This window comes from Escherichia sp. MOD1-EC5495, from assembly GCF_002965965.1.
GTDB classification, from domain to species: Bacteria; Pseudomonadota; Gammaproteobacteria; order Enterobacterales; family Enterobacteriaceae; genus Escherichia; species Escherichia ruysiae.
This window is the reverse complement of sequence record NZ_PTRI01000006.1, coordinates 81499-101801: the sequence shown is the minus strand read 5'-3', so window position 1 is coordinate 101801 and position 20303 is coordinate 81499. Positions and strand designations below refer to the sequence as shown.

Annotated in this window: 19 protein-coding genes; all 19 read left to right on the top strand. The window is 39.2% G+C overall.

What is annotated here, in order from left to right:
* Positions 1 to 131: 131 nt before the first annotated feature.
* Complete coding sequence (gene galF / locus BEG40_RS06670) at positions 132 to 1025, top strand: UTP--glucose-1-phosphate uridylyltransferase GalF (protein ID WP_000183032.1); 894 nt, start codon at positions 132 to 134, stop codon at positions 1023 to 1025.
* A 371-nt stretch (positions 1026 to 1396) separates the two neighbouring features.
* Positions 1397 to 2482, top strand: a complete 1086-nt coding sequence (gene rfbB / locus BEG40_RS06665) for a dTDP-glucose 4,6-dehydratase (protein ID WP_000699454.1) — start codon at positions 1397 to 1399, stop codon at positions 2480 to 2482.
* On the top strand, positions 2482 to 3381 hold the full coding sequence (rfbD, locus tag BEG40_RS06660) for a dTDP-4-dehydrorhamnose reductase (protein ID WP_001023613.1): 900 nt from the start codon (positions 2482 to 2484) through the stop codon (positions 3379 to 3381). Before rfbB ends, rfbD begins: the two co-directional genes overlap by 1 nt.
* 58 nt (positions 3382 to 3439) lie before the next feature.
* Positions 3440 to 4318, top strand: a complete 879-nt coding sequence (rfbA, locus tag BEG40_RS06655) for a glucose-1-phosphate thymidylyltransferase RfbA (protein ID WP_105285102.1) — start codon at positions 3440 to 3442, stop codon at positions 4316 to 4318.
* A 4-nt stretch (positions 4319 to 4322) separates the two neighbouring features.
* Complete coding sequence (rfbC, locus tag BEG40_RS06650) at positions 4323 to 4865, top strand: dTDP-4-dehydrorhamnose 3,5-epimerase (RefSeq protein ID WP_001100715.1); 543 nt, start codon at positions 4323 to 4325, stop codon at positions 4863 to 4865.
* 15 nt (positions 4866 to 4880) lie between these two features.
* Complete coding sequence (locus tag BEG40_RS06645) at positions 4881 to 6125, top strand: flippase (protein ID WP_016231801.1); 1245 nt, start codon at positions 4881 to 4883, stop codon at positions 6123 to 6125.
* Positions 6122 to 6832 carry a hypothetical protein gene (locus BEG40_RS06640; protein WP_016231800.1) on the top strand — a complete coding sequence of 237 codons (711 nt, stop codon included), beginning with the start codon at positions 6122 to 6124 and terminating at the stop codon, positions 6830 to 6832. Before BEG40_RS06645 ends, BEG40_RS06640 begins: the two co-directional genes overlap by 4 nt.
* Before the next feature lie 6 nt (positions 6833 to 6838).
* Positions 6839 to 7648 carry a glycosyltransferase family 2 protein gene (locus BEG40_RS06635; protein ID WP_016231799.1) on the top strand — a complete coding sequence of 270 codons (810 nt, stop codon included), beginning with the start codon at positions 6839 to 6841 and terminating at the stop codon, positions 7646 to 7648.
* Between the two features lie 8 nt (positions 7649 to 7656).
* Positions 7657 to 8913, top strand: a complete 1257-nt coding sequence (locus BEG40_RS06630) for an O-antigen polymerase (RefSeq protein WP_105285101.1) — start codon at positions 7657 to 7659, stop codon at positions 8911 to 8913.
* The gene (locus tag BEG40_RS06625; protein WP_000256237.1) at positions 8913 to 9938 is read left to right on the top strand and encodes a glycosyltransferase family 4 protein; all 1026 of its coding nucleotides are present in this window, start codon (positions 8913 to 8915) and stop codon (positions 9936 to 9938) included. The genes BEG40_RS06630 and BEG40_RS06625 overlap by 1 nt, the downstream gene beginning before the upstream one ends.
* Before the next feature lie 18 nt (positions 9939 to 9956).
* Positions 9957 to 11081, top strand: coding sequence for a GDP-mannose 4,6-dehydratase (gene gmd / locus BEG40_RS06620; RefSeq protein WP_024165189.1), 1125 nt, complete (start codon positions 9957 to 9959; stop codon positions 11079 to 11081).
* A gap of 3 nt (positions 11082 to 11084) precedes the next feature.
* Positions 11085 to 12050, top strand: coding sequence for a GDP-L-fucose synthase (gene fcl / locus BEG40_RS06615; protein ID WP_010353186.1), 966 nt, complete (start codon positions 11085 to 11087; stop codon positions 12048 to 12050).
* Positions 12051 to 12052: 2 nt separating this feature from the next.
* On the top strand, positions 12053 to 12514 hold the full coding sequence (locus tag BEG40_RS06610; protein ID WP_000166826.1) for a GDP-mannose mannosyl hydrolase: 462 nt from the start codon (positions 12053 to 12055) through the stop codon (positions 12512 to 12514).
* Between the two features lie 5 nt (positions 12515 to 12519).
* Positions 12520 to 13926, top strand: coding sequence for a mannose-1-phosphate guanylyltransferase/mannose-6-phosphate isomerase (locus BEG40_RS06605; RefSeq protein ID WP_105285100.1), 1407 nt, complete (start codon positions 12520 to 12522; stop codon positions 13924 to 13926).
* Positions 13926 to 14672, top strand: coding sequence for a glycosyltransferase family 2 protein (locus tag BEG40_RS06600; RefSeq protein WP_105285099.1), 747 nt, complete (start codon positions 13926 to 13928; stop codon positions 14670 to 14672). The genes BEG40_RS06605 and BEG40_RS06600 overlap by 1 nt, the downstream gene beginning before the upstream one ends.
* A gap of 5 nt (positions 14673 to 14677) precedes the next feature.
* A complete protein-coding gene (locus BEG40_RS06595; protein ID WP_105285098.1) occupies positions 14678 to 16102 on the top strand; it encodes a phosphomannomutase in 1425 nt (474 codons plus the stop codon).
* Between the two features lie 187 nt (positions 16103 to 16289).
* On the top strand, positions 16290 to 17696 hold the full coding sequence (gnd, locus tag BEG40_RS06590) for an NADP-dependent phosphogluconate dehydrogenase (RefSeq protein WP_085460843.1): 1407 nt from the start codon (positions 16290 to 16292) through the stop codon (positions 17694 to 17696).
* Between the two features lie 245 nt (positions 17697 to 17941).
* Positions 17942 to 19108 (top strand): UDP-glucose 6-dehydrogenase, encoded by a 1167-nt coding sequence (ugd, locus tag BEG40_RS06585; RefSeq protein ID WP_000704838.1) that lies wholly within the window; start codon positions 17942 to 17944, stop codon positions 19106 to 19108.
* 145 nt (positions 19109 to 19253) lie between these two features.
* Entirely contained in the window at positions 19254 to 20231 is a 978-nt protein-coding gene (gene wzzB, locus BEG40_RS06580) for an LPS O-antigen chain length determinant protein WzzB (protein WP_001261964.1), read from the top strand.
* Positions 20232 to 20303: the final 72 nt, after the last annotated feature.

Here is a 20303-nt window from a genome sequence, read left to right as displayed (position 1 = left end):
ACGCTACTGCAATCCTGGACAAAGCGGCGTAACATCGGAAGGAAATCAGTAATCAATTCAGGGTAATTGATGCTGGCGAAAAAAATCGAACAAGCTATAATTCAGCAACCATTTTACAGGTGGATGAAATAATGACGAATTTAAAAGCAGTTATTCCTGTAGCGGGGCTTGGGATGCATATGTTGCCTGCAACTAAGGCGATTCCTAAAGAGATGCTACCCATCGTCGATAAGCCAATGATTCAGTACATTGTTGACGAGATTGTGGCTGCAGGAATCAAAGAAATCCTCCTGGTAACTCATGCGTCCAAAAACGCGGTCGAAAACCACTTCGACACCTCTTATGAATTAGAATCCCTCCTTGAGCTGCGCGTGAAGCGACAGCTGCTGGCAGAAGTACAGTCCATCTGCCCGCCGGGCGTGACCATTATGAACGTGCGTCAGGGTGAACCATTAGGTTTAGGCCACTCTATTTTGTGTGCCCGACCGGCTATTGGTGATAATCCATTTGTCGTCGTGCTGCCCGATGTCGTTATTGATGATGCCAGCGCCGATCCGTTGCGTTACAACCTTGCAGCAATGATTGCGCGCTTCAATGAAACTGGTCGCAGTCAGGTATTGGCAAAACGTATGCCGGGAGACCTCTCTGAATACTCCGTCATCCAGACTAAAGAGCCGCTGGATCGCGAAGGTAAAGTCAGCCGCATTGTTGAATTTATCGAAAAACCGGATCAGCCGCAGACGCTGGATTCAGACATTATGGCCGTAGGTCGTTATGTGCTTTCTGCCGATATTTGGCCTGAACTGGAGCGCACTCAGCCTGGTGCATGGGGGCGAATTCAGCTCACAGATGCCATTGCTGAACTGGCGAAAAAACAGTCCGTTGACGCAATGCTGATGACTGGTGACAGTTACGACTGTGGTAAGAAAATGGGCTATATGCAGGCGTTTGTAAAATATGGGCTGCGCAACCTGAAAGAAGGGGCGAAGTTCCGCAAAGGCATTGAGAAGTTGTTAAGCGAATAACGAAAATCTGACAGGAAGTGTCGGTAAGTAAGAAATTAAAAACGGCAGTGAAGATTCATAGCATAAGTTTTGCGCATTGAATTTTCCTGCCGTTGTTTTTTTATGAATTTCAATAATAACAATGAGTTAGCAAGTAGCTTCGCGTCAAACTTTTCCAGGATTTTCCTTGTTTCTATGGCTGTTTGGTAAGACAATTAGCGTTTGAATTTTTTGGATTTGGCACGAGCGAGTCAGGTCGTCACATCGTAGTCATGCACGCAGTGCTCTGGTAGCTGTTAAGCCAGGGGCGGTAGCGTGCACTAATGCCTCTATTAATCAATTCTGGAGCAGTCTATTTCACAGCATGCTCTATAGCTATATGGAATAAAAAAGTGAAGATACTTGTAACTGGTGGCGCAGGGTTTATTGGCTCTGCTGTAGTTCGTCACATTATAAATAATACGCAGGACAGTGTTGTTAATGTCGATAAATTGACTTACGCCGGAAACCTAGAATCACTCGCTGAAGTTTCTGATTCTGAACGTTATTCATTTGAGCATGCAGATATCTGCGATGCCGTAGCTATGGCGCGTATTTTCGCACAGCACCAGCCAGACGCGGTGATGCACCTGGCGGCAGAGAGCCATGTTGACCGTTCAATAACTGGCCCTGCGGCATTTATTGAAACCAATATTGTGGGTACTTATGTTCTATTAGAAGCGGCGCGCAATTACTGGTCTGCTCTGAATGATGAAAAGAAAAAAGGTTTCCGCTTTCATCATATTTCTACTGATGAAGTGTATGGTGATTTACCCCATCCGGATGAAGTAAATAATAACGAAGCGTTACCGCTATTTACGGAAACGACAGCTTACGCGCCAAGTAGCCCATATTCTGCTTCTAAAGCGTCCAGCGATCATTTGGTACGTGCGTGGAAGCGGACTTATGGTTTACCGACCATTGTGACTAATTGCTCTAACAATTATGGTCCTTATCACTTCCCGGAAAAACTAATCCCATTGGTTATTCTGAATGCTCTGGAAGGTAAGCCATTACCTATTTATGGTAAAGGGGATCAAATTCGCGACTGGTTGTATGTAGAGGATCATGCTCGTGCGTTATATACCGTCGTAACCGAAGGTAAAGCGGGCGAAACTTATAACATTGGCGGACACAACGAAAAGAAAAATATCGACGTAGTGTTCACTATTTGTGATTTGTTGGATGAGATTGTACCGAAAGAGAAATCTTATCGTGAGCAAATTACTTATGTTGCCGATCGCCCAGGGCATGATCGCCGTTATGCAATTGATGCCGATAAAATTAGCCGCGAATTGGGCTGGAAACCGCAAGAAACGTTTGAGAGCGGTATTCGTAAAACGGTGGAATGGTATCTGGCTAATACAAATTGGGTTGAGAATGTGAAAAGCGGTGCTTATCAGTCGTGGATTGAACAAAACTATGAGGGCCGTCAGTAATGAATATCCTGCTTTTCGGCAAAACAGGGCAGGTGGGTTGGGAACTGCAACGTGCTCTGGCACCGCTAGGTAATCTGATTGCTCTTGATGTTCACTCCACTGATTATTGTGGCGATTTCAGCAACCCCGAAGGTGTGGCTGAAACTGTCAAAAAAATTCGCCCTGATGTTATTGTTAATGCGGCTGCTCACACTGCAGTAGACAAAGCGGAATCAGAACCGGATTTCGCACAATTACTTAACGCGACAAGCGTCGAAGCGATTGCAAAAGCAGCTAATGAAGTCGGAGCCTGGGTTATACACTACTCCACTGATTATGTTTTCCCAGGCAGCGGTGATACGCCATGGCTGGAAACGGATGCAACAGCACCGCTAAATGTCTACGGTGAAACCAAGCTAGCTGGAGAAAAAGCGTTACAAGAACATTGCGCAAAGCATCTTATTTTCCGTACCAGCTGGGTATACGCTGGTAAAGGAAATAACTTTGCCAAAACGATGTTGCGTCTGGCAAAAGAACGCGAAGAGTTGGCTGTAATAAACGATCAATTTGGCGCACCAACAGGTGCTGAATTGCTGGCTGATTGCACCGCTCATGCCATTCGCGTGGCAGTAAACAAACCCGAAGTTGCTGGTTTGTACCATCTGGTTGCTGGTGGCACAACAACCTGGCACGATTATGCCGCTCTGGTATTTGAAGAAGCGCGCAAAGCGGGGATCAACCTTGCTCTTAACAAACTCAACGCCGTGCCAACAACGGCCTATCCCACACCAGCCCGTCGTCCCCATAACTCTCGTCTCAATACAGAAAAGTTTCAGCAGAACTTTGCGCTTGTCTTACCTGACTGGCAGGTGGGCGTGAAACGTATGCTCAACGAATTATTTACGACTACGGCAATTTAACAAATTTTTGCATCTCGCTCATGATGCCAGAGCGGGATGAATTAAAAGGAATGGTGAAATGAAAACGCGTAAAGGTATTATTTTGGCGGGTGGGTCTGGTACTCGTCTTTATCCTGTGACGATGGCAGTAAGTAAACAACTGCTGCCGATTTATGATAAGCCGATGATTTATTATCCGCTTTCAACGCTTATGTTGGCGGGTATTCGCGATATTCTTATTATCAGTACGCCACAGGATACGCCGCGTTTCCAACAATTGTTGGGGGACGGGAGCCAGTGGGGGCTTAATTTACAGTATAAAGTACAACCGAGCCCGGATGGCCTGGCGCAAGCGTTTATCATTGGTGAAGACTTTATTGGCGGTGATGATTGTGCACTCGTGCTTGGCGATAATATCTTCTATGGACACGACTTGCCGAAATTAATGGAAGCTGCTGTTAACAAAGAAAGCGGTGCAACGGTATTTGCTTATCACGTTAATGATCCTGAACGTTATGGTGTCGTGGAGTTTGATAAGAGCGGAACAGCCATTAGTCTTGAAGAAAAACCATTAGAGCCAAAAAGCAATTATGCTGTAACCGGACTTTATTTCTATGACAATGACGTTGTAGAAATGGCGAAAAACCTTAAACCATCTGCGCGTGGTGAACTGGAAATTACCGATATTAACCGCATTTATATGGAACAAGGACGTTTGTCTGTTGCTATGATGGGGCGCGGCTATGCGTGGCTGGATACAGGGACGCATCAAAGCCTTATTGAAGCAAGCAACTTCATTGCAACGATTGAAGAGCGTCAGGGATTAAAAGTATCTTGCCCGGAAGAGATTGCTTATCGTAAAGGATTTATTGATGCAGAGCAGGTGAAGATATTGGCCGAGCCGCTAAAGAAAAATGCTTATGGTAAGTATCTGCTAAAAATGATTAAAGGTTATTAATAAAATGAACGTAATTGAAACTGAAATTCCTGATGTGCTAATTTTTGAACCAAAAGTATTTGGTGATGAACGCGGTTTCTTTTTTGAGAGCTTTAACCAAAAAGTATTTGAAGAAGCTGTAGGACGGAAGGTTGAATTTGTTCAGGATAACCATTCTAAATCCAGCAAAGGCGTATTACGTGGACTTCATTACCAGTTAGAACCCTATGCACAAGGAAAACTGGTACGCTGTGTTGTCGGTGAAGTTTTTGATGTTGCGGTTGATATTCGGAAATCATCACCTACGTTTGGCAAGTGGGTTGGTGTGAATTTATCTGCTGAGAATAAGCGTCAGTTGTGGATACCTGAGGGGTTTGCTCATGGGTTTTATTCAAAAGAAGAAGGAACAGAAATATTGTATAAAACAAATAATTTTTACTCAAAAACTCATGAGAGATGTATTATGTGGAATGATGTTGTATTAAACATAGATTGGCAATTAGACAACGAACCTCTTTTGTCACCAAAGGATTGTTTGGGCACTCCATTTATAAAAATTGATTATTAATAAAAGACATTAATAATGAGCATTAAAATAAATAGTTTAATAAATTTGGCTGGATATGCAATCCCAACTTTATTGTCAATACCTGCGATGGGTTATTTGGCAAGGGCTCTGGGAATAACAGACTTTGGCTTTTTTTTAATGTTTTTTACAATAGTAGGATACGCTAGCATATTTGACCTTGGGCTTTCGCGAGCAGTTGTGCGCGAGATATCATTAAATAAAAATGATATAAAAGTAACTAGTCAAGTAATCACAACATCAGTATTTTTAACTATATTTATTGGGATTGTTGTTTCCGTTATTTTCTATTATAGTGATCATAAAATAGCATCCTTAATTAGTGGACCTGAACAAACTGAGAATGTAGCATACGCTATAGGTGTTTTATCTTATTGTCTACCGTTCTACCTTCTGAATTTGGTTTGTTGGGGGATATTAGAGGGATATGAAAAATTCAAATTATTAAATGTACAAAAAACAATCACAGGTATTTTAACTGCAATACTACCTATTATTCTTATTCATGAAAATGTTAGTTTGCTTAATGCTACTTGGGGGCTGGTCATTGCGAGAATAACTGGAGCTCTTTTAAGTGTGTTATTTGTTTTTAGAAATAACAAAGTCACAATGGATCTTAGTTTAAATAAGACAAAAGCACTATTAAGTTTTGGCGGATGGGCAAGTATTAGTAGTATAATTAACCCATTGCTTACAAATATTGACCGGTTTATATTGTCAAATGCAGTTGGTCCTGCTAAAGCATCGTTATATATTGCCCCTGCAGATGCGATATCAAAGTTACTTATATTGCCAACAACAATAGCAAGGACAATTTTCCCTGCACTATGCAAGAATAATACAAAAGGTGAGAGAAAAAAAATAATAAAAGAGGCTACACTATTAATTGGTGTAAGTAGCATAATTATAGCTATTATATTTTCTTTTAAAGCTGGTGATATCATAACTTTATGGCTTGGGAAACAATATAGCATAGAGAGTCCTTATATATTTCAAATATTATTGATAGGTTTTGTGTTCAATTCTTTTGCTCAAGTTCCGTTTGCTCAAATCCAATCGAAAGGATATGCAAAAATTACGGGGGTCATTCATCTTATTGAATGTATTCCATACCTGTTAGTTTTATATTTCTCGATTATGTATTTTTCTGTTGCCGGTGTTGCTTATGCTTGGAGCGCAAGAGTTACCGTCGATTATTTTGTTTTAATGCTTGTTTCGTTGAGACTGGAAAAGAAAAAATGAAAATCCCGGTATTAGTGACTTCTTGTATCTCACCTAATGCTCCTCTTACAAATCTTTCTGATGAAAATGCAAGATTATCACTTACATTGAAGGCGATAAGGGAGTTGTCAAAAAATGCAGATTCACTCGTAATATGTGATGGTAGTGATTATGATCTAACTAAAGATATCTATAATGATAAACAAATAATTAATAAGGATTCAATCGAAATATTACATTTTAAAAACGATGTGGAGAGTGTTAAATCTTATGGCAAAGGTTACGGAGAAGGTGAGATAGTTGAATATGCATTAATGAATAGCCACTATTTATCTGGGGCAGAACATTTCGCAAAAATCACTTCCAAACTATATGTTGATAATTATAAGCAATGTATAAAAGCGTTCAATGGAAAGGCTTTTTTTATTCCAGTGCCTTTTTTGAAGGAGAATATGATTGACACAAGGTTTTATGTGGTAAATAAAAAATTATATCATGACTTCTTTGTTGATTCTTATAAAAATGTTCGAGACCTTGATGGGGTTTATTTAGAACATGTTTTTTTTGAACAGATTGAAAAAAATAAATTAACAGGAGTTATTGGAACAATAATACCAAAAATAAGAGGTTTTTCTGGCACATTTAATATCGAGTATTGTACTGATAGTAAAGTTAAGAGCTTGATTAAAGAATTAAGGTTAAAATATATTGCTATGAAAAATAAGTGAGTGGAGATGAATAGCTTAAGGATCACTATAATAACATCAACGTACAATTGTGGATATGATTTTTGCAAGACAGCGGAATCTATTAAAAATCAAACTTATAATAATATCCAATGGATTGTAATTGATGGTAACTCTAATAAGTCAACACTAGAACATATACAAAAATATACCGACATCATCGATTATTTTTTATGCGAGTCTGATCAAGGTATATACGACGCTTGGAATAAAGCTCTACCTCACATAACGGGCGATTGGGTTATTTTCATGGGTGCCGGCGATACCTTTTATGAAAATAATACGCTTGTAAAAATAATCAATGTTATGCGTGAAAAAGAGAATGCAACAACTATATATGGTGATGTGTATTTTGGTGAAAAAGATAACATAGTTGGGATTTATGGGGAAATAAAGAAAAAATGGGAATGTGGTCGACCCGCGCTCCCTCCTCATCAGGGGACTTTTCAGCACTCAAGTCTTTTTAAAGATAATGTTAATTGCTTTGATACAAAATTAAAAATAGCGGCTGATAGTGATTTTTTGATACGAACGATTGATCCGGATAAAATACATTATGTTAATTTTCCTGTATCAATTATGGATGCTTCAGGTATAAGTTCAAATGAGTCTAATAAAGAGTTGGTTAAGAAGGAAATCGCATATATTCTTGCTAAAAATAAAATTTCCATGCCTCTATCATACAAGGTGAAATTTATTTTTTATAATATCTTGCAGGATTTATTTAAAAAAATTGTTCCACAAATATTATATCAGAAAACAAAATCAATTAAGCGCAAATTATTCGGTCTAAGATAGGGGGGGGTGTGGTCATAATTTATTGTTTAAACATTACAATAGCTATAGTATTATATTTCTCTTTTTCTTTATTAGCTACGAAAACACTAAGGCTTAAAATTGCCAATCCATTTACAATTTATGCGATTATTTTATTTCCGGTTTTTTTATTAGAAAATATCTTAGCTCCTCTTTTTTATGGTGCGGATTTTGCTTTAAATGAATATTATAATGAAGCTTTATTTATATATAACATCTATTCTTTTACTGGTATTTTATCTATAATTTTCTTTTATTTGGTGTTCAATACAGTATTTAAAAAAAGTGAAATTTCCTTCAACCATGTGATTTCAAAAGGTAAATTAAAAAGAATATCCAACATTACATTAATTCTATTTGTCGCTTTATTTGTTCTTCTTTCTTCAACGTCAGAAATAGGCATTTCCGGATGGTTAATGAATCCAAGGGACGGCTATCAAAACTATCGAGAAGGTAATGGATTTTTATATGCTTTTTCTTTAAGTACGCTTTCAGTATCTTATTTTACTAGAGCGTTAGCTTTACGTTCAGAAATGAAATTATTTATATGTGCTATATTATATTGTGTCTTGGTATTTTTTCTAGGCTCAAAAACTTTTATTCTTTCATTCGCGATTTTTTATCTTGCAGTGTTAAGCCTCAATCAATCTAAGTTTTTAAAATTTGGACTCATTTTAGTTACGCCTCTGGCAGCATGTGCCATTCTTTATAATTTGTTTTTAGCTATTGGTAATATGAATGTTGATGTCGTGTTGTCTTATTTTGATCAATATCAAAATAGTATTTATTTGCTTCAGGATCTTGATAAAGGCGTAGTTAGATTATTTAATGGTACAGTTTATTTCAGTCAATTTTGGTCTTATATACCGAGAAGTTTGTTTCCAGAGAAACCATTTGTGTATGGCTTCCTTCATGTAAATGAAATATATTATCCAGGTGCTGCGGAATCTGGTCATACTCCAGCCTTTTCAAAGGGGATGGATAATTTTGTTGATTATGGATATGTAGGATTGGTAATTTTAACATTCCTGACACCTATGAATATATTTTATGGCTATATTTTTGCTAAACTCAAAGTTTTCAATAAAAACGTAATGACAAACTCTGCTTCGTATTTGCTACTTTCTTTAATTCTTATTTCACCTTCATTTGGCACGTATTTTACTGGGCCTGCATATGTGTTGTTACTAATCTTCTTTATGATATTGTTCGTTCTAATCGAACGTATTACCTTACGGGGGCGATAATGGTAACTATTGATGGAATTATTTATAACCTCCAATCATTTGGTGGAATAAGTGTATATTTTAATGAGTTGATCCAGGGAATGGCGAAGTCAAACTACCAGGCTGAAATTTTGTTGTATAAAAATAAAGAGTTTGAGTTCGATACAAATAACTTAAAGTTACAATATCGTACGCCAAGAGTTTTAGAAAGATATAAAAATGTTTCTGATGTTAAAGGTGGCGTTTTTCACTCAAGTTATTATCGAGTACATAAAAATCCTTATTTAAATGTAAAAAATGTCACAACTGTTCATGATTTTACATATGAAAAATATAGAGGAGGAATGTCAAAATTCATTCATACACTTCAAAAATATCATGCTATCAAAAATAGTGATATCGTAATTTGTATTTCAAACAACACAGCCAGGGATTTACTCAAGTACTGTCCAATTAGTGAAGACAAAATTAGAGTGATTTATAATGGTGTATCTTCATCATATAAACATCTATCCAATCTATTGGATATAAGAGTCAATAACTCAGTCTTATTTGTCGGTGCTAGAGAGGGTTATAAAAATTTCGTTCTTGCAGTAAAAGCTGTGGGGAAGTTACATGACTTAAAGCTTACGATAGTAGGTGGAGGAGTACTTAAAAAATATGAAAAAGAACTCCTTGAGAAATATTTAAAAAATAGATATGAACATTTTTCTTTTTTGAGTAATGAAGATTTAAATATACAGTATAACACTGCATATGCTCTTGTTTATCCCTCCAGTTATGAGGGCTTTGGAATACCTGTCATAGAAGCTATGCAGGCCGGATGTCCAGTTATTTGTGCGAATACATCTTCATTGCCAGAAGTAGGGGGAGATGCGCCTATTTATATTGATGATATTAATGAGTTCACTTTAAAAGAAGCTTTAGAATTAGTTAATTTAAAAAGAAATGATATGGTCGAAAGAGGTTTACTTCAGGCGCGAAAATTTTCATGGTCAAAATGTGTTAACGAAACAATTAATGTTTATAACGAATTAAATATTTAGGAATATAAGATGATTAAAATGAAGAAAAAAGTTGCATTTATCACTGGCGTAACTGGGCAAGATGGTTCATATCTTGCCGAATTTCTCATTGAAAAAGGTTATGAAGTACATGGTATAAAACGGCGAGCATCGTCATTTAACACTGATAGAATTGATCATATTTATCAATCCCGATTCGTAGATGAGCCTAATTTTATATTACATTATGGAGATTTAACCGATACATCAAATCTGATCCGTTTAATTCAGGAGATTCAACCAGATGAAATTTATAACCTTGGTGCACAATCTCATGTAGCTGTGTCATTTGAGTCACCAGAATATACAGCAGATGTAGATGCAATAGGGACGTTGCGATTATTGGAAGCAATACGAATCTGTGGGTTGGAGAAAAAAACACGTTTCTATCAAGCATCTACTTCAGAACTTTTTGGTTTAGTTCAAGAGATTCCTCAACGTGAAACTACTCCATTCTATCCGCGTTCGCCATACGCTGTAGCGAAAATGTATGCTTATTGGATAACAGTTAACTACCGTGAGTCTTATGGCATATATGCGTGTAATGGAATTCTTTTTAACCATGAATCGCCACGCCGTGGAGAAACATTTGTCACTCGTAAGATTACTCGTGCAATAGCTAATATTTCACAGGGGATCGAACAATGCCTATATTTGGGTAATCTAGATTCGTTGCGTGACTGGGGACATGCTAAAGATTATGTTCGCATGCAATGGATGATGCTTCAGCAAGATCATCCAGAGGATTTTGTCATTGCCACAGGTAAACAGATTTCTGTGCGTGAATTTGTCCGTATGGCAGCTAAAGAAGTCGGTCTCGAACTTGAATTCTCTGGTGAAGGTGTGGATGAGATAGCTACAGTAGTAAATAAAATTTCCGATTGTGCTATTGGTGTAAATGTTGGGGATGTTATAGTTCGGGTTGATCCTCGTTATTTCCGTCCTGCTGAAGTTGAAACCCTCTTAGGTGATCCTGCAAAAGCAAAAAATATATTAGGATGGGAGCCAGAGATTACAGTTGAAGAGATGTGCGCGGAAATGGTTGCTAGCGATTTGTTAAAAGCAAAACAACATGCACTTCTTAAAAGCCATGGCTATGATGTTTCGGTTTCTCTGGAGCGTTAATACATGATAAAGAAAAGAGTTTATGTCGCAGGGCATCAAGGTATGGTGGGTTCTGCAATCTGTAGGCAATTATCAGTACGTAATGATATTGAATTAATTGTTAAAACACATAAAGAACTCGATTTGACGATTCAGGAAGATGTTAAACATTTTTTTGAAGAGGAATGTATTGATCAAGTTTATCTTGCCGCAGCAAAAGTTGGTGGGATCTATGCTAACAATACTTTTCCGGCAGAATTCATCTATCAGAATCTCATGATAGAGAGTAATATTATTCATTCAGCTCATAAAGTTGGAATTCAAAAATTACTATTCTTAGGTTCTAGTTGTATATATCCTAAGTTCGCAGATCAACCAATGAAAGAATCTGCGCTTTTAACTGGCATACTTGAACCAACAAATGAGCCGTACGCCATCGCAAAAATTGCGGGAATAAAATTATGTGAATCTTACAATCGGCAATATGGGCGTGATTATCGGAGCATAATGCCAACTAATTTGTATGGTATTAATGATAATTTTCATCCTGAAAATTCGCATGTTATTCCTGCCCTCATGCGTCGATTCCATGAGGCAAAAGAAAGCGGTGCACCAGAAGTTATTGTTTGGGGAACGGGAACTCCAATGCGTGAATTTTTATATGTTGATGATATGGCTGCAGCTTCGGTTTATGTTATGGAACTTGAAGACAAAATTTATCAAGAACATACACAGCCAATGCTATCCCATATTAATGTAGGCACAGGTGTTGATTGTTCTATACGTGAAATGGCTGAAACAATGGCCTCTGTAGTTGGCTATCAAGGGAAAATTGTTTTTGATGCTACAAAACCAGATGGTACACCACGTAAATTAATGGACGTTACTCGCTTAAAAAATTTAGGTTGGGAATATCGCTATAATTTACATGAAGGTTTATCATTGACATATCAATGGTTTCTCGAAAATAAAAATACTTTCCGAGGCTAATTGTGACTAAGAGATTAGAATTTGAGTTATTTAAAACAATAGTTGAGCATACTCCTCTAATCTCGATTGATCTCATAATTAGAAATGAGAAAGGTGAGGTGCTGCTTGGGCAGCGCCTGAATCGCCCTGCGAAAAATTATTGGTTTGTACCTGGTGGGCGAATTTTTAAGGATGAGTCATTCGAGATAGCTTTTAAAAGGATAACATTTGAAGAATTAGGCTACCAAATCAGTCTTGATCAGGCGAATTTTCTTGGGGTGTATGAACATTTCTATAATGATAATGTTTCTGGGACCGATTTTTCTACTCACTACATAGTGCATGGATACGAAACCCAACTTAATCCTCAGCAAATTCGACTACCAACGGCCCAGCATAATTCCTACAAGTGGTTTGATGTAGAAGCCTTACTTCATAGCACTATTGTTCATCAGTATACCAAAAATTATTTTATTCCAAGGTAATAAATATGCTACTTCCCGTTGTCATGGCCGGTGGTTCTGGGACCAGATTATGGCCTCTCTCACGTACACTTTATCCGAAACAGTTCCTGTCCTTAAATAGCCGGTTAACTATGTTGCAAGAGACTTTGCGACGGCTTGAAAAGGTTGAACACACTCCTGCTTTGATTATTTGTAATGAATCACATCGTTTTATCGTTGCTGAACAATTGCGTAAAGTAGGTTTAAAGCATAGTGGAATTTTGCTTGAGCCTGTTGGACGCAACACTGCACCTGCCGTTGCGCTTGCAGCACTTCAGGCAATGGTAACTGGAGAGGATCCTATACTCTTGGTTCTTGCTGCTGACCATGAAATTCAGAATGAAGAAAGTTTTATTGCAGCAGTTTTGGCTGCTAAGGATTTCGCGACGCAAGGTAAGTTGGTTACCTTTGGCATAGTTCCAACTGCTCCAGAGACCGGGTATGGTTATATTAAGTCAGGTGATTCACTTGGTGGGCAAGGTTATAAAGTCGCAGCTTTTGTTGAAAAGCCAGGGCTAGAATTAGCTCAGCGGTATTTGTCAGATGGTGGCTATCTTTGGAATAGTGGAATGTTTATGTTCAGAGCATCTGTCTTTATTGATGAACTGAAAAAATTCCGCCCAGATATTTTAGAGAGTTGCCAACAATCCTTAGCTTCCTCGACACAAGATTTAGATTTTATCCGCTTGGATAACTCTTCTTTTTCTTGCTGCCCTGAAGAGTCAATTGACTATGCCGTTATGGAAAAAACATCTGAAGCTGTCGTCGTTCCGTTAAATGCGCAATGGAGTGATGTTGGGTCATGGTCTGCGTTATGGGAAATAAGCTCAAAAGATCAAAGCGGTAATGCCATTCGTGGTGACGTACTGGTCGAAGATGCGACAGATAGTTATCTTTATTCGCAGCATAGACTTATTGGTGCAGTGGGCATAAAGGATTTGGTTGTCGTTGAAACGAAAGATGCTGTATTGGTTGCACATAAAGACAAAGTTCAGCAAGTTAAGAATATAGTTGCACAACTTAAAAAGAATAATCGAACAGAATATTTACAGCATCGGGAAATTTTTCGTCCTTGGGGTAGTCATGATACTATTGCTGAAGGGGAACGATTCCAGGTAAAGCATGTGATTGTATTACCTGGACACATTACGGCTAAACAGATCCATTATCATCGTACTGAACATTGGGTGGTTGTATCGGGGACAGCTAAAGTTCATCTTGAGGATAAGACCTATCTTGTTTCAGAAAATGAATCAACATATATTCCTGTTGGCGTTCCACATTCAATTGAAAATCTTGGCAAGATCCCACTTGAAATAATTGAAGTTAGATCCGGAGTCTACCTGGAAGAGGATGATGTTATAAGAGTTTCTTCATCAGGGGTTGGATACTAATGAGGATTTCTATTATTACAGCAACCTATAATAGTGAAAAAACTCTGCTTGATACATTGCTCTCTCTGGAAAAACAAACGCATCCAGATATAGAGTATATAATTATAGATGGGGTCTCTAACGATAATACAATTGAGCTAATTAAAAGTAATTGTACAAGAGTTTCAAAAATCATTTGCGAACCAGATAAAGGTATTTACGATGCACTGAATAAAGGTATTCAGGTAGCTACTGGTGATGTTATTGGATTTTTACATTCTGATGACTTACTTGCTTATGATGATGTTATTGCAGATATAGCAAAAACATTTGAAAATTCGGGGTGTGATGCTGTTTATGGTGATCTGGAATACGTTTCTCAGAATGATACGGCTAAACGTATTAGATTATGGAAAAGTGGCACGTTTAGCCGTGTGAGAATGAAATTAGGTTGGATGCCACCTCATCCATCATTTTATATGAAACGTGATTGTTATAATAAATTTGGTGATTTTTCATTAGATTATCGAATTTCTGCTGATTATGACTCATTATTGCGTTATATTCTAAAACAACGAGTTTCGGTAGCTTATTTACCTAAAGTATTAGTGAAGATGCGTGTTGGCGGAATTAGTAATCGCTCAATATCTTCAATGGTTAATAAGTCAATGGAAGATATTCGTGTTATGAGGAATAATGGTATTATCTGGCCATTAGCCTTAGCGTATAAAAATCTTTCAAAACTCCCTCAATTTATTAAAAAGTAATCATCATGTTAAATGCTAATAAAGTTATTGATCAAAGCAACATTGCTTTCGGCACTAGTGGTGCGCGCGGTTTAGTCGTTGATTTTACCCATGATGTATGTGCTGCGTTCACCCATGCTTTCCTTTCAGTTGTACAAAATAAATCTAACTTTAATACGGTTGCCTTAGCAATCGATAACCGTCCCAGTAGTTATAAAATTGCACAGGCATGCGCATATGCAATAAAACAACATGGGTTCAACGTTGAATATCATGGTGTCATTCCTACACCAGCGTTGGCATATTATTCGATGCAGAAAGGCATACCATGCATTATGGTTACCGGAAGTCATATCCCATTTGATCGCAATGGATTGAAATTCTATCGACCAGATGGAGAAATTACAAAAGAAGATGAAGTTGCGATAGCAAATAGTCAATATACGTTTTCTCCTGTAACTACATTACCTCATTTGGAAACTAGCTCTCAAGGTGCTAATTCATACATAACACGATATGTATCATTATTTGATAAAAATATTCTAAAAGGCAAAAAAATCGGTATTTACGAACACTCTAGTGCCGGTAGGGATTTATATGCCCCATTATTTAGTCAATTAGGTGCTGAAGTCGTATCTTTGGGCAGAAGTGATGAATTTGTTCCCATTGATACAGAGGCAGTTAGTGAGGAAGATCGAGTAAGAGCGCGTGAATGGTCGGAGAAATTTAAGCTGGACGCTATCTTTTCCACCGATGGAGATGGTGACCGACCGCTTGTAGCAGATGAAAAAGGTGAGTGGTTAAGAGGTGATATCCTGGGGCTTCTAACTGCTGATGCTTTAAAAATTCAGGCATTAGCGATTCCAGTCAGTTGTAATACCGCAGTTGAGCTATCAAACAAATTCACATGTATTCAACGTACAAAAATCGGTTCCCCGTATGTTATTGCTGCGTTTGAAGAACTTAAGAATCGATACGACGCTATTGCTGGTTTTGAGGCCAATGGTGGTTTTCTTCTGGCATCAGACCTGTTGATTAATGGAAAAACGTTAAAGGCGTTACCAACCCGCGACGCGATATTACCTGTATTAATGTTATTAACGACAGCCAGTAAAAGTAAAATATCAACATTAGTTGAAAGTCTTCCTCAGCGTTTTACTTGGTCCGATCGTGTAAAAGCTTTCCCAAGCGTTGAAAGCAAAAAAATAATTAATGATGCGATTTCAGCGCCCGATGCTTTTTTAAATAAGTTGGGATTTTCAACACTGACTTGCATTGATATTGATGAAACAGATGGTGCAAGATTTACACTTTCAAACGGTGCTGTTATTCATCTTCGCCCATCAGGTAATGCGCCTGAGCTTCGTTGCTATACTGAAGCTAATGATGAGAGTCAGGCGAAAACATATGTCAATACAGTATTAAGTAATATTGTTCTTTTACGTAACTGACATAATCTTATGTAACAATGTATGCAAACGAGGGTATGCTCAACACTTAACAACCAACAGATATAAACAGTTTGTTGGGATAACTATGATATACAGCACTACACACATATATGTAACTTGAGTTAACATCTGTTTCATATTTCAAGCCGCGCAATCCCGCGGTGACCACCCCTGACAGGAGTAAACAATGTCAAAGCAACAGATTGGCGTCGTCGGTATGGCAGTGATGGGGCGCAACCTTGCGCTCAACATCGAAAGCCGTGGTTATACCGTCTCTATTTTCAACCGTTCCCGTGAAAAGACGGAAGAAGTTATTGCTGAAAATCCAGGCAAAAAACTGGTTCCTTACTATACGGTGAAAGAGTTTGTTGAATCTCTTGAAACGCCTCGTCGCATCCTGTTAATGGTGAAAGCAGGTGCAGGCACGGATGCTGCTATTGATTCCTTGAAACCATACCTCGATAAAGGCGACATCATCATTGATGGTGGTAATACTTTCTTCCAGGACACCATTCGTCGCAACCGTGAGCTTTCCGCAGAAGGTTTTAATTTCATCGGTACTGGTGTTTCCGGTGGAGAAGAGGGCGCGCTGAAAGGGCCTTCCATCATGCCTGGTGGTCAGAAAGAAGCCTATGAACTGGTTGCGCCAATCCTCACCAAAATTGCTGCCGTAGCTGAAGATGGCGAACCGTGTGTTACCTATATTGGTGCCGATGGTGCAGGTCACTACGTAAAAATGGTTCACAACGGTATTGAATACGGCGATATGCAGCTGATTGCGGAAGCCTATTCTCTGCTGAAAGGTGGCCTGAACCTTTCCAACGAAGAACTGGCTCAGACTTTCACCGAGTGGAATAACGGTGAGCTGAGCAGCTACCTGATCGACATCACTAAAGATATCTTCACTAAAAAAGATGAAGACGGTAACTACCTGGTCGATGTGATTCTGGATGAGGCAGCTAACAAAGGTACTGGTAAGTGGACCAGCCAGAGCGCACTGGATCTCGGTGAGCCTCTGTCACTGATCACTGAATCAGTGTTTGCACGTTACATCTCTTCTCTCAAAGAGCAGCGTGTTGCGGCGTCTAAAGTACTGTCCGGTCCGCAAGCACAACCTGCAGGCGACAAAGCTGAATTCATTGAGAAAGTTCGTCGTGCGCTTTATCTGGGTAAGATTGTTTCTTACGCTCAGGGCTTCTCACAGCTACGTGCCGCGTCTGAAGAGTACAACTGGGATCTGAACTATGGTGAAATCGCGAAGATCTTCCGTGCTGGCTGTATCATCCGCGCTCAGTTCCTGCAGAAAATCACTGATGCTTACGCTGAAAATCCGAAGATCGCTAACTTGCTGTTAGCACCGTACTTCAAGAAAATCGCCGACGATTATCAGCAAGCTCTGCGTGATGTAGTAGCCTATGCGGTACAGAACGGTATCCCGGTTCCGACCTTCGCCGCTGCGGTTGCCTATTACGACAGCTACCGTGCCGCAGTACTGCCTGCGAATCTGATCCAGGCACAGCGTGACTATTTTGGTGCGCATACTTATAAACGCATTGATAAAGAAGGTGTATTCCACACCGAATGGTTGGATTAATCTGATTTAATCAGTAATAAACTAAGGCCCGGCATTTATCGCTGGGCTTTTTTTTGCCATAAATCTTATAGACTAAATTTCATTGCTTAATATTAACTTAATAAATATTAGCTATTCTTATAAAGAAAATCTGAATTGTTTTTCGTTGCGTTGACCAGTCATCATCGTAGCGTTAAAACTTTTAACTCTTATCAGGATGCTAAAAACATCATGATTCATAGTTAAGTTAATTCTGAGAGCATGAAATGAAAATCACCATTTCCGGTACTGGTTATGTAGGCCTTTCAAATGGGCTTTTAATCGCACAAAATCATGAGGTTGTAGCATTAGATATTTTACCAGCACGCGTCGCAATGCTGAATGATAGGATATCTCCTATTGTTGACAAGGAGATTCAGCAGTATTTGCAATCAGATAAAATATGCTTTAATGCCACTTTAGATAAAAATGAAGCCTACCGGAATACAGATTATGTGATTATCGCAACTCCGACTGACTATGATCCTAAAACTAATTATTTCAATACATCCAGCGTAGAATCAGTAATTAAAGATGTAACAGAGATAAATCCCCAGGCGGTAATGGTTATCAAATCCACGGTTCCGGTAGGTTTTACCGCCGCTATGCATAAGAAATACCACACCGAAAATATTATTTTCTCCCCCGAATTCCTTCGCGAAGGTAAAGCCCTTTACGATAATCTTCATCCTTCTCGTATCGTGATCGGCGAACGTTCTGAACGTGCAGAGCGTTTTGCCGCGTTATTACAGGAAGGGGCAATCAAACAAAATATTCCAACCCTGTTTACTGATTCAACAGAAGCTGAAGCAATTAAACTTTTTGCTAATACCTATCTCGCGATGCGTGTGGCGTACTTTAATGAACTGGATAGCTATGCAGAAAGTTTAGGATTGAACACACGTCAAATTATTGAAGGCGTTTGTCTTGATCCACGCATCGGCAACCACTACAACAATCCATCATTTGGTTACGGTGGCTACTGTCTACCGAAAGATACTAAGCAGCTGTTGGCAAACTATCAGTCTGTTCCCAATAATATTATCTCTGCCATCGTTGAGGCTAATCGTACCCGGAAAGACTTCATCGCCGATGCTATCTTGTCGCGCAAACCTAAAGTAGTTGGAATATATCGTCTGATAATGAAGAGTGGTTCGGATAACTTCCGCGCTTCGTCCATTCAGGGGATTATGAAACGGATCAAAGCTAAGGGTGTTGAAGTTATCATTTATGAACCAGTGATGAAGGAAGAATCGTTCTTCAACTCGCGACTGGAACGTGACCTCACAACGTTTAAGCAACAGGCTGATGTCATCATTTCTAATCGTATGTCTGAAGAGCTTAAGGATGTAGCAAATAAGGTCTATACCCGTGATCTTTTCGGTAGTGACTAACCTATTGTTACCATGATGGTTTTCTGTACACACGTCATTTAATGCTCGTGGAGTAATTCAGTATTTTTATTGTTACTCCTATGGCATTCATACAGATTATCGCTAAACTATGGCGACCTGAAATTTTCCGTCTGTTAGGGTAATGATGAGAGTTGAAAATAATAATATTCCTGGGCATAACCATGACCCGGAACAGATTGATTTAATTGATTTACTGATGCAGTTGTGGCGTGGGAAGGTGACAATCTTCATCACTGTTATTGTGGCAATCGCTCTGGCTATCGGATATCTGGCGGTCGCGAAAGAGAAATGGACGTCGACAGCCATTGTTACTCAGCCAGATGTGGGGCAAATTGCTGGCTATAACAATGCCATGAATGTTATCTATGGTCCGGCAGCACCGAAAGTGTCGGATTTACAGGAGGCGTTAATTGGTCGCTTCAGTTCTGCCTTCTCTGCATTAGCCGAAACGCTGGATAATCAGGAAGAACCAGAAAAACTGACCATTGAACCTTCTGTTAAAAATCAGCCGTTGCCATTAGCTGTTTCTTATGTCGGGCAAACTGCGGCTGACGCACAGAAGAAGCTGGCTGAATATATTCAACAGGTTGATGACCAGGTGAATAAAGAGCTGGAAAAGGACCTGAAAGATAATATTGCTTTGGGTATGAAAACCCTGAAAGACTCTTTGAAAACGCAAGAAGTGGTGGCACAGGAGCAAAAAGATCTGCGTATCCGCCAGATTCAGGAAGCATTGCAATATGCGAATCAGGCGCAGTTGGCAAAGCCACAGATTCAACAGACCGAAGACGTAACGCAGGATACGTTGTTCCTTCTGGGGAGTGATGCACTGGAGTCGATGATCAAGCATGAAGCGACCCGTCCGCTGGTTTTCTCTCCTGGTTACTACCAGACTCGTCAAAACCTTTTGGATATCGAAAGCCTGAAGGTTGATGATCTTGATATAAATGCCTACCGTTACGTTATGAAACCCACACTGCCAATTCGTCGCGATAGCCCGAAAAAGGCCATCACACTGATTCTGGCTGTGCTGCTGGGCGGTATGGTTGGCGCGGGGATTGTGCTGGGGCGTAATGCGCTGCGCAATTACAACGCGAAATAATCTTTTTAGCTTTAATGAAAACGGGCAGGGTGGTGACACCGTGCCCGTTTTTTGTTGCTGGATGCGACAAAA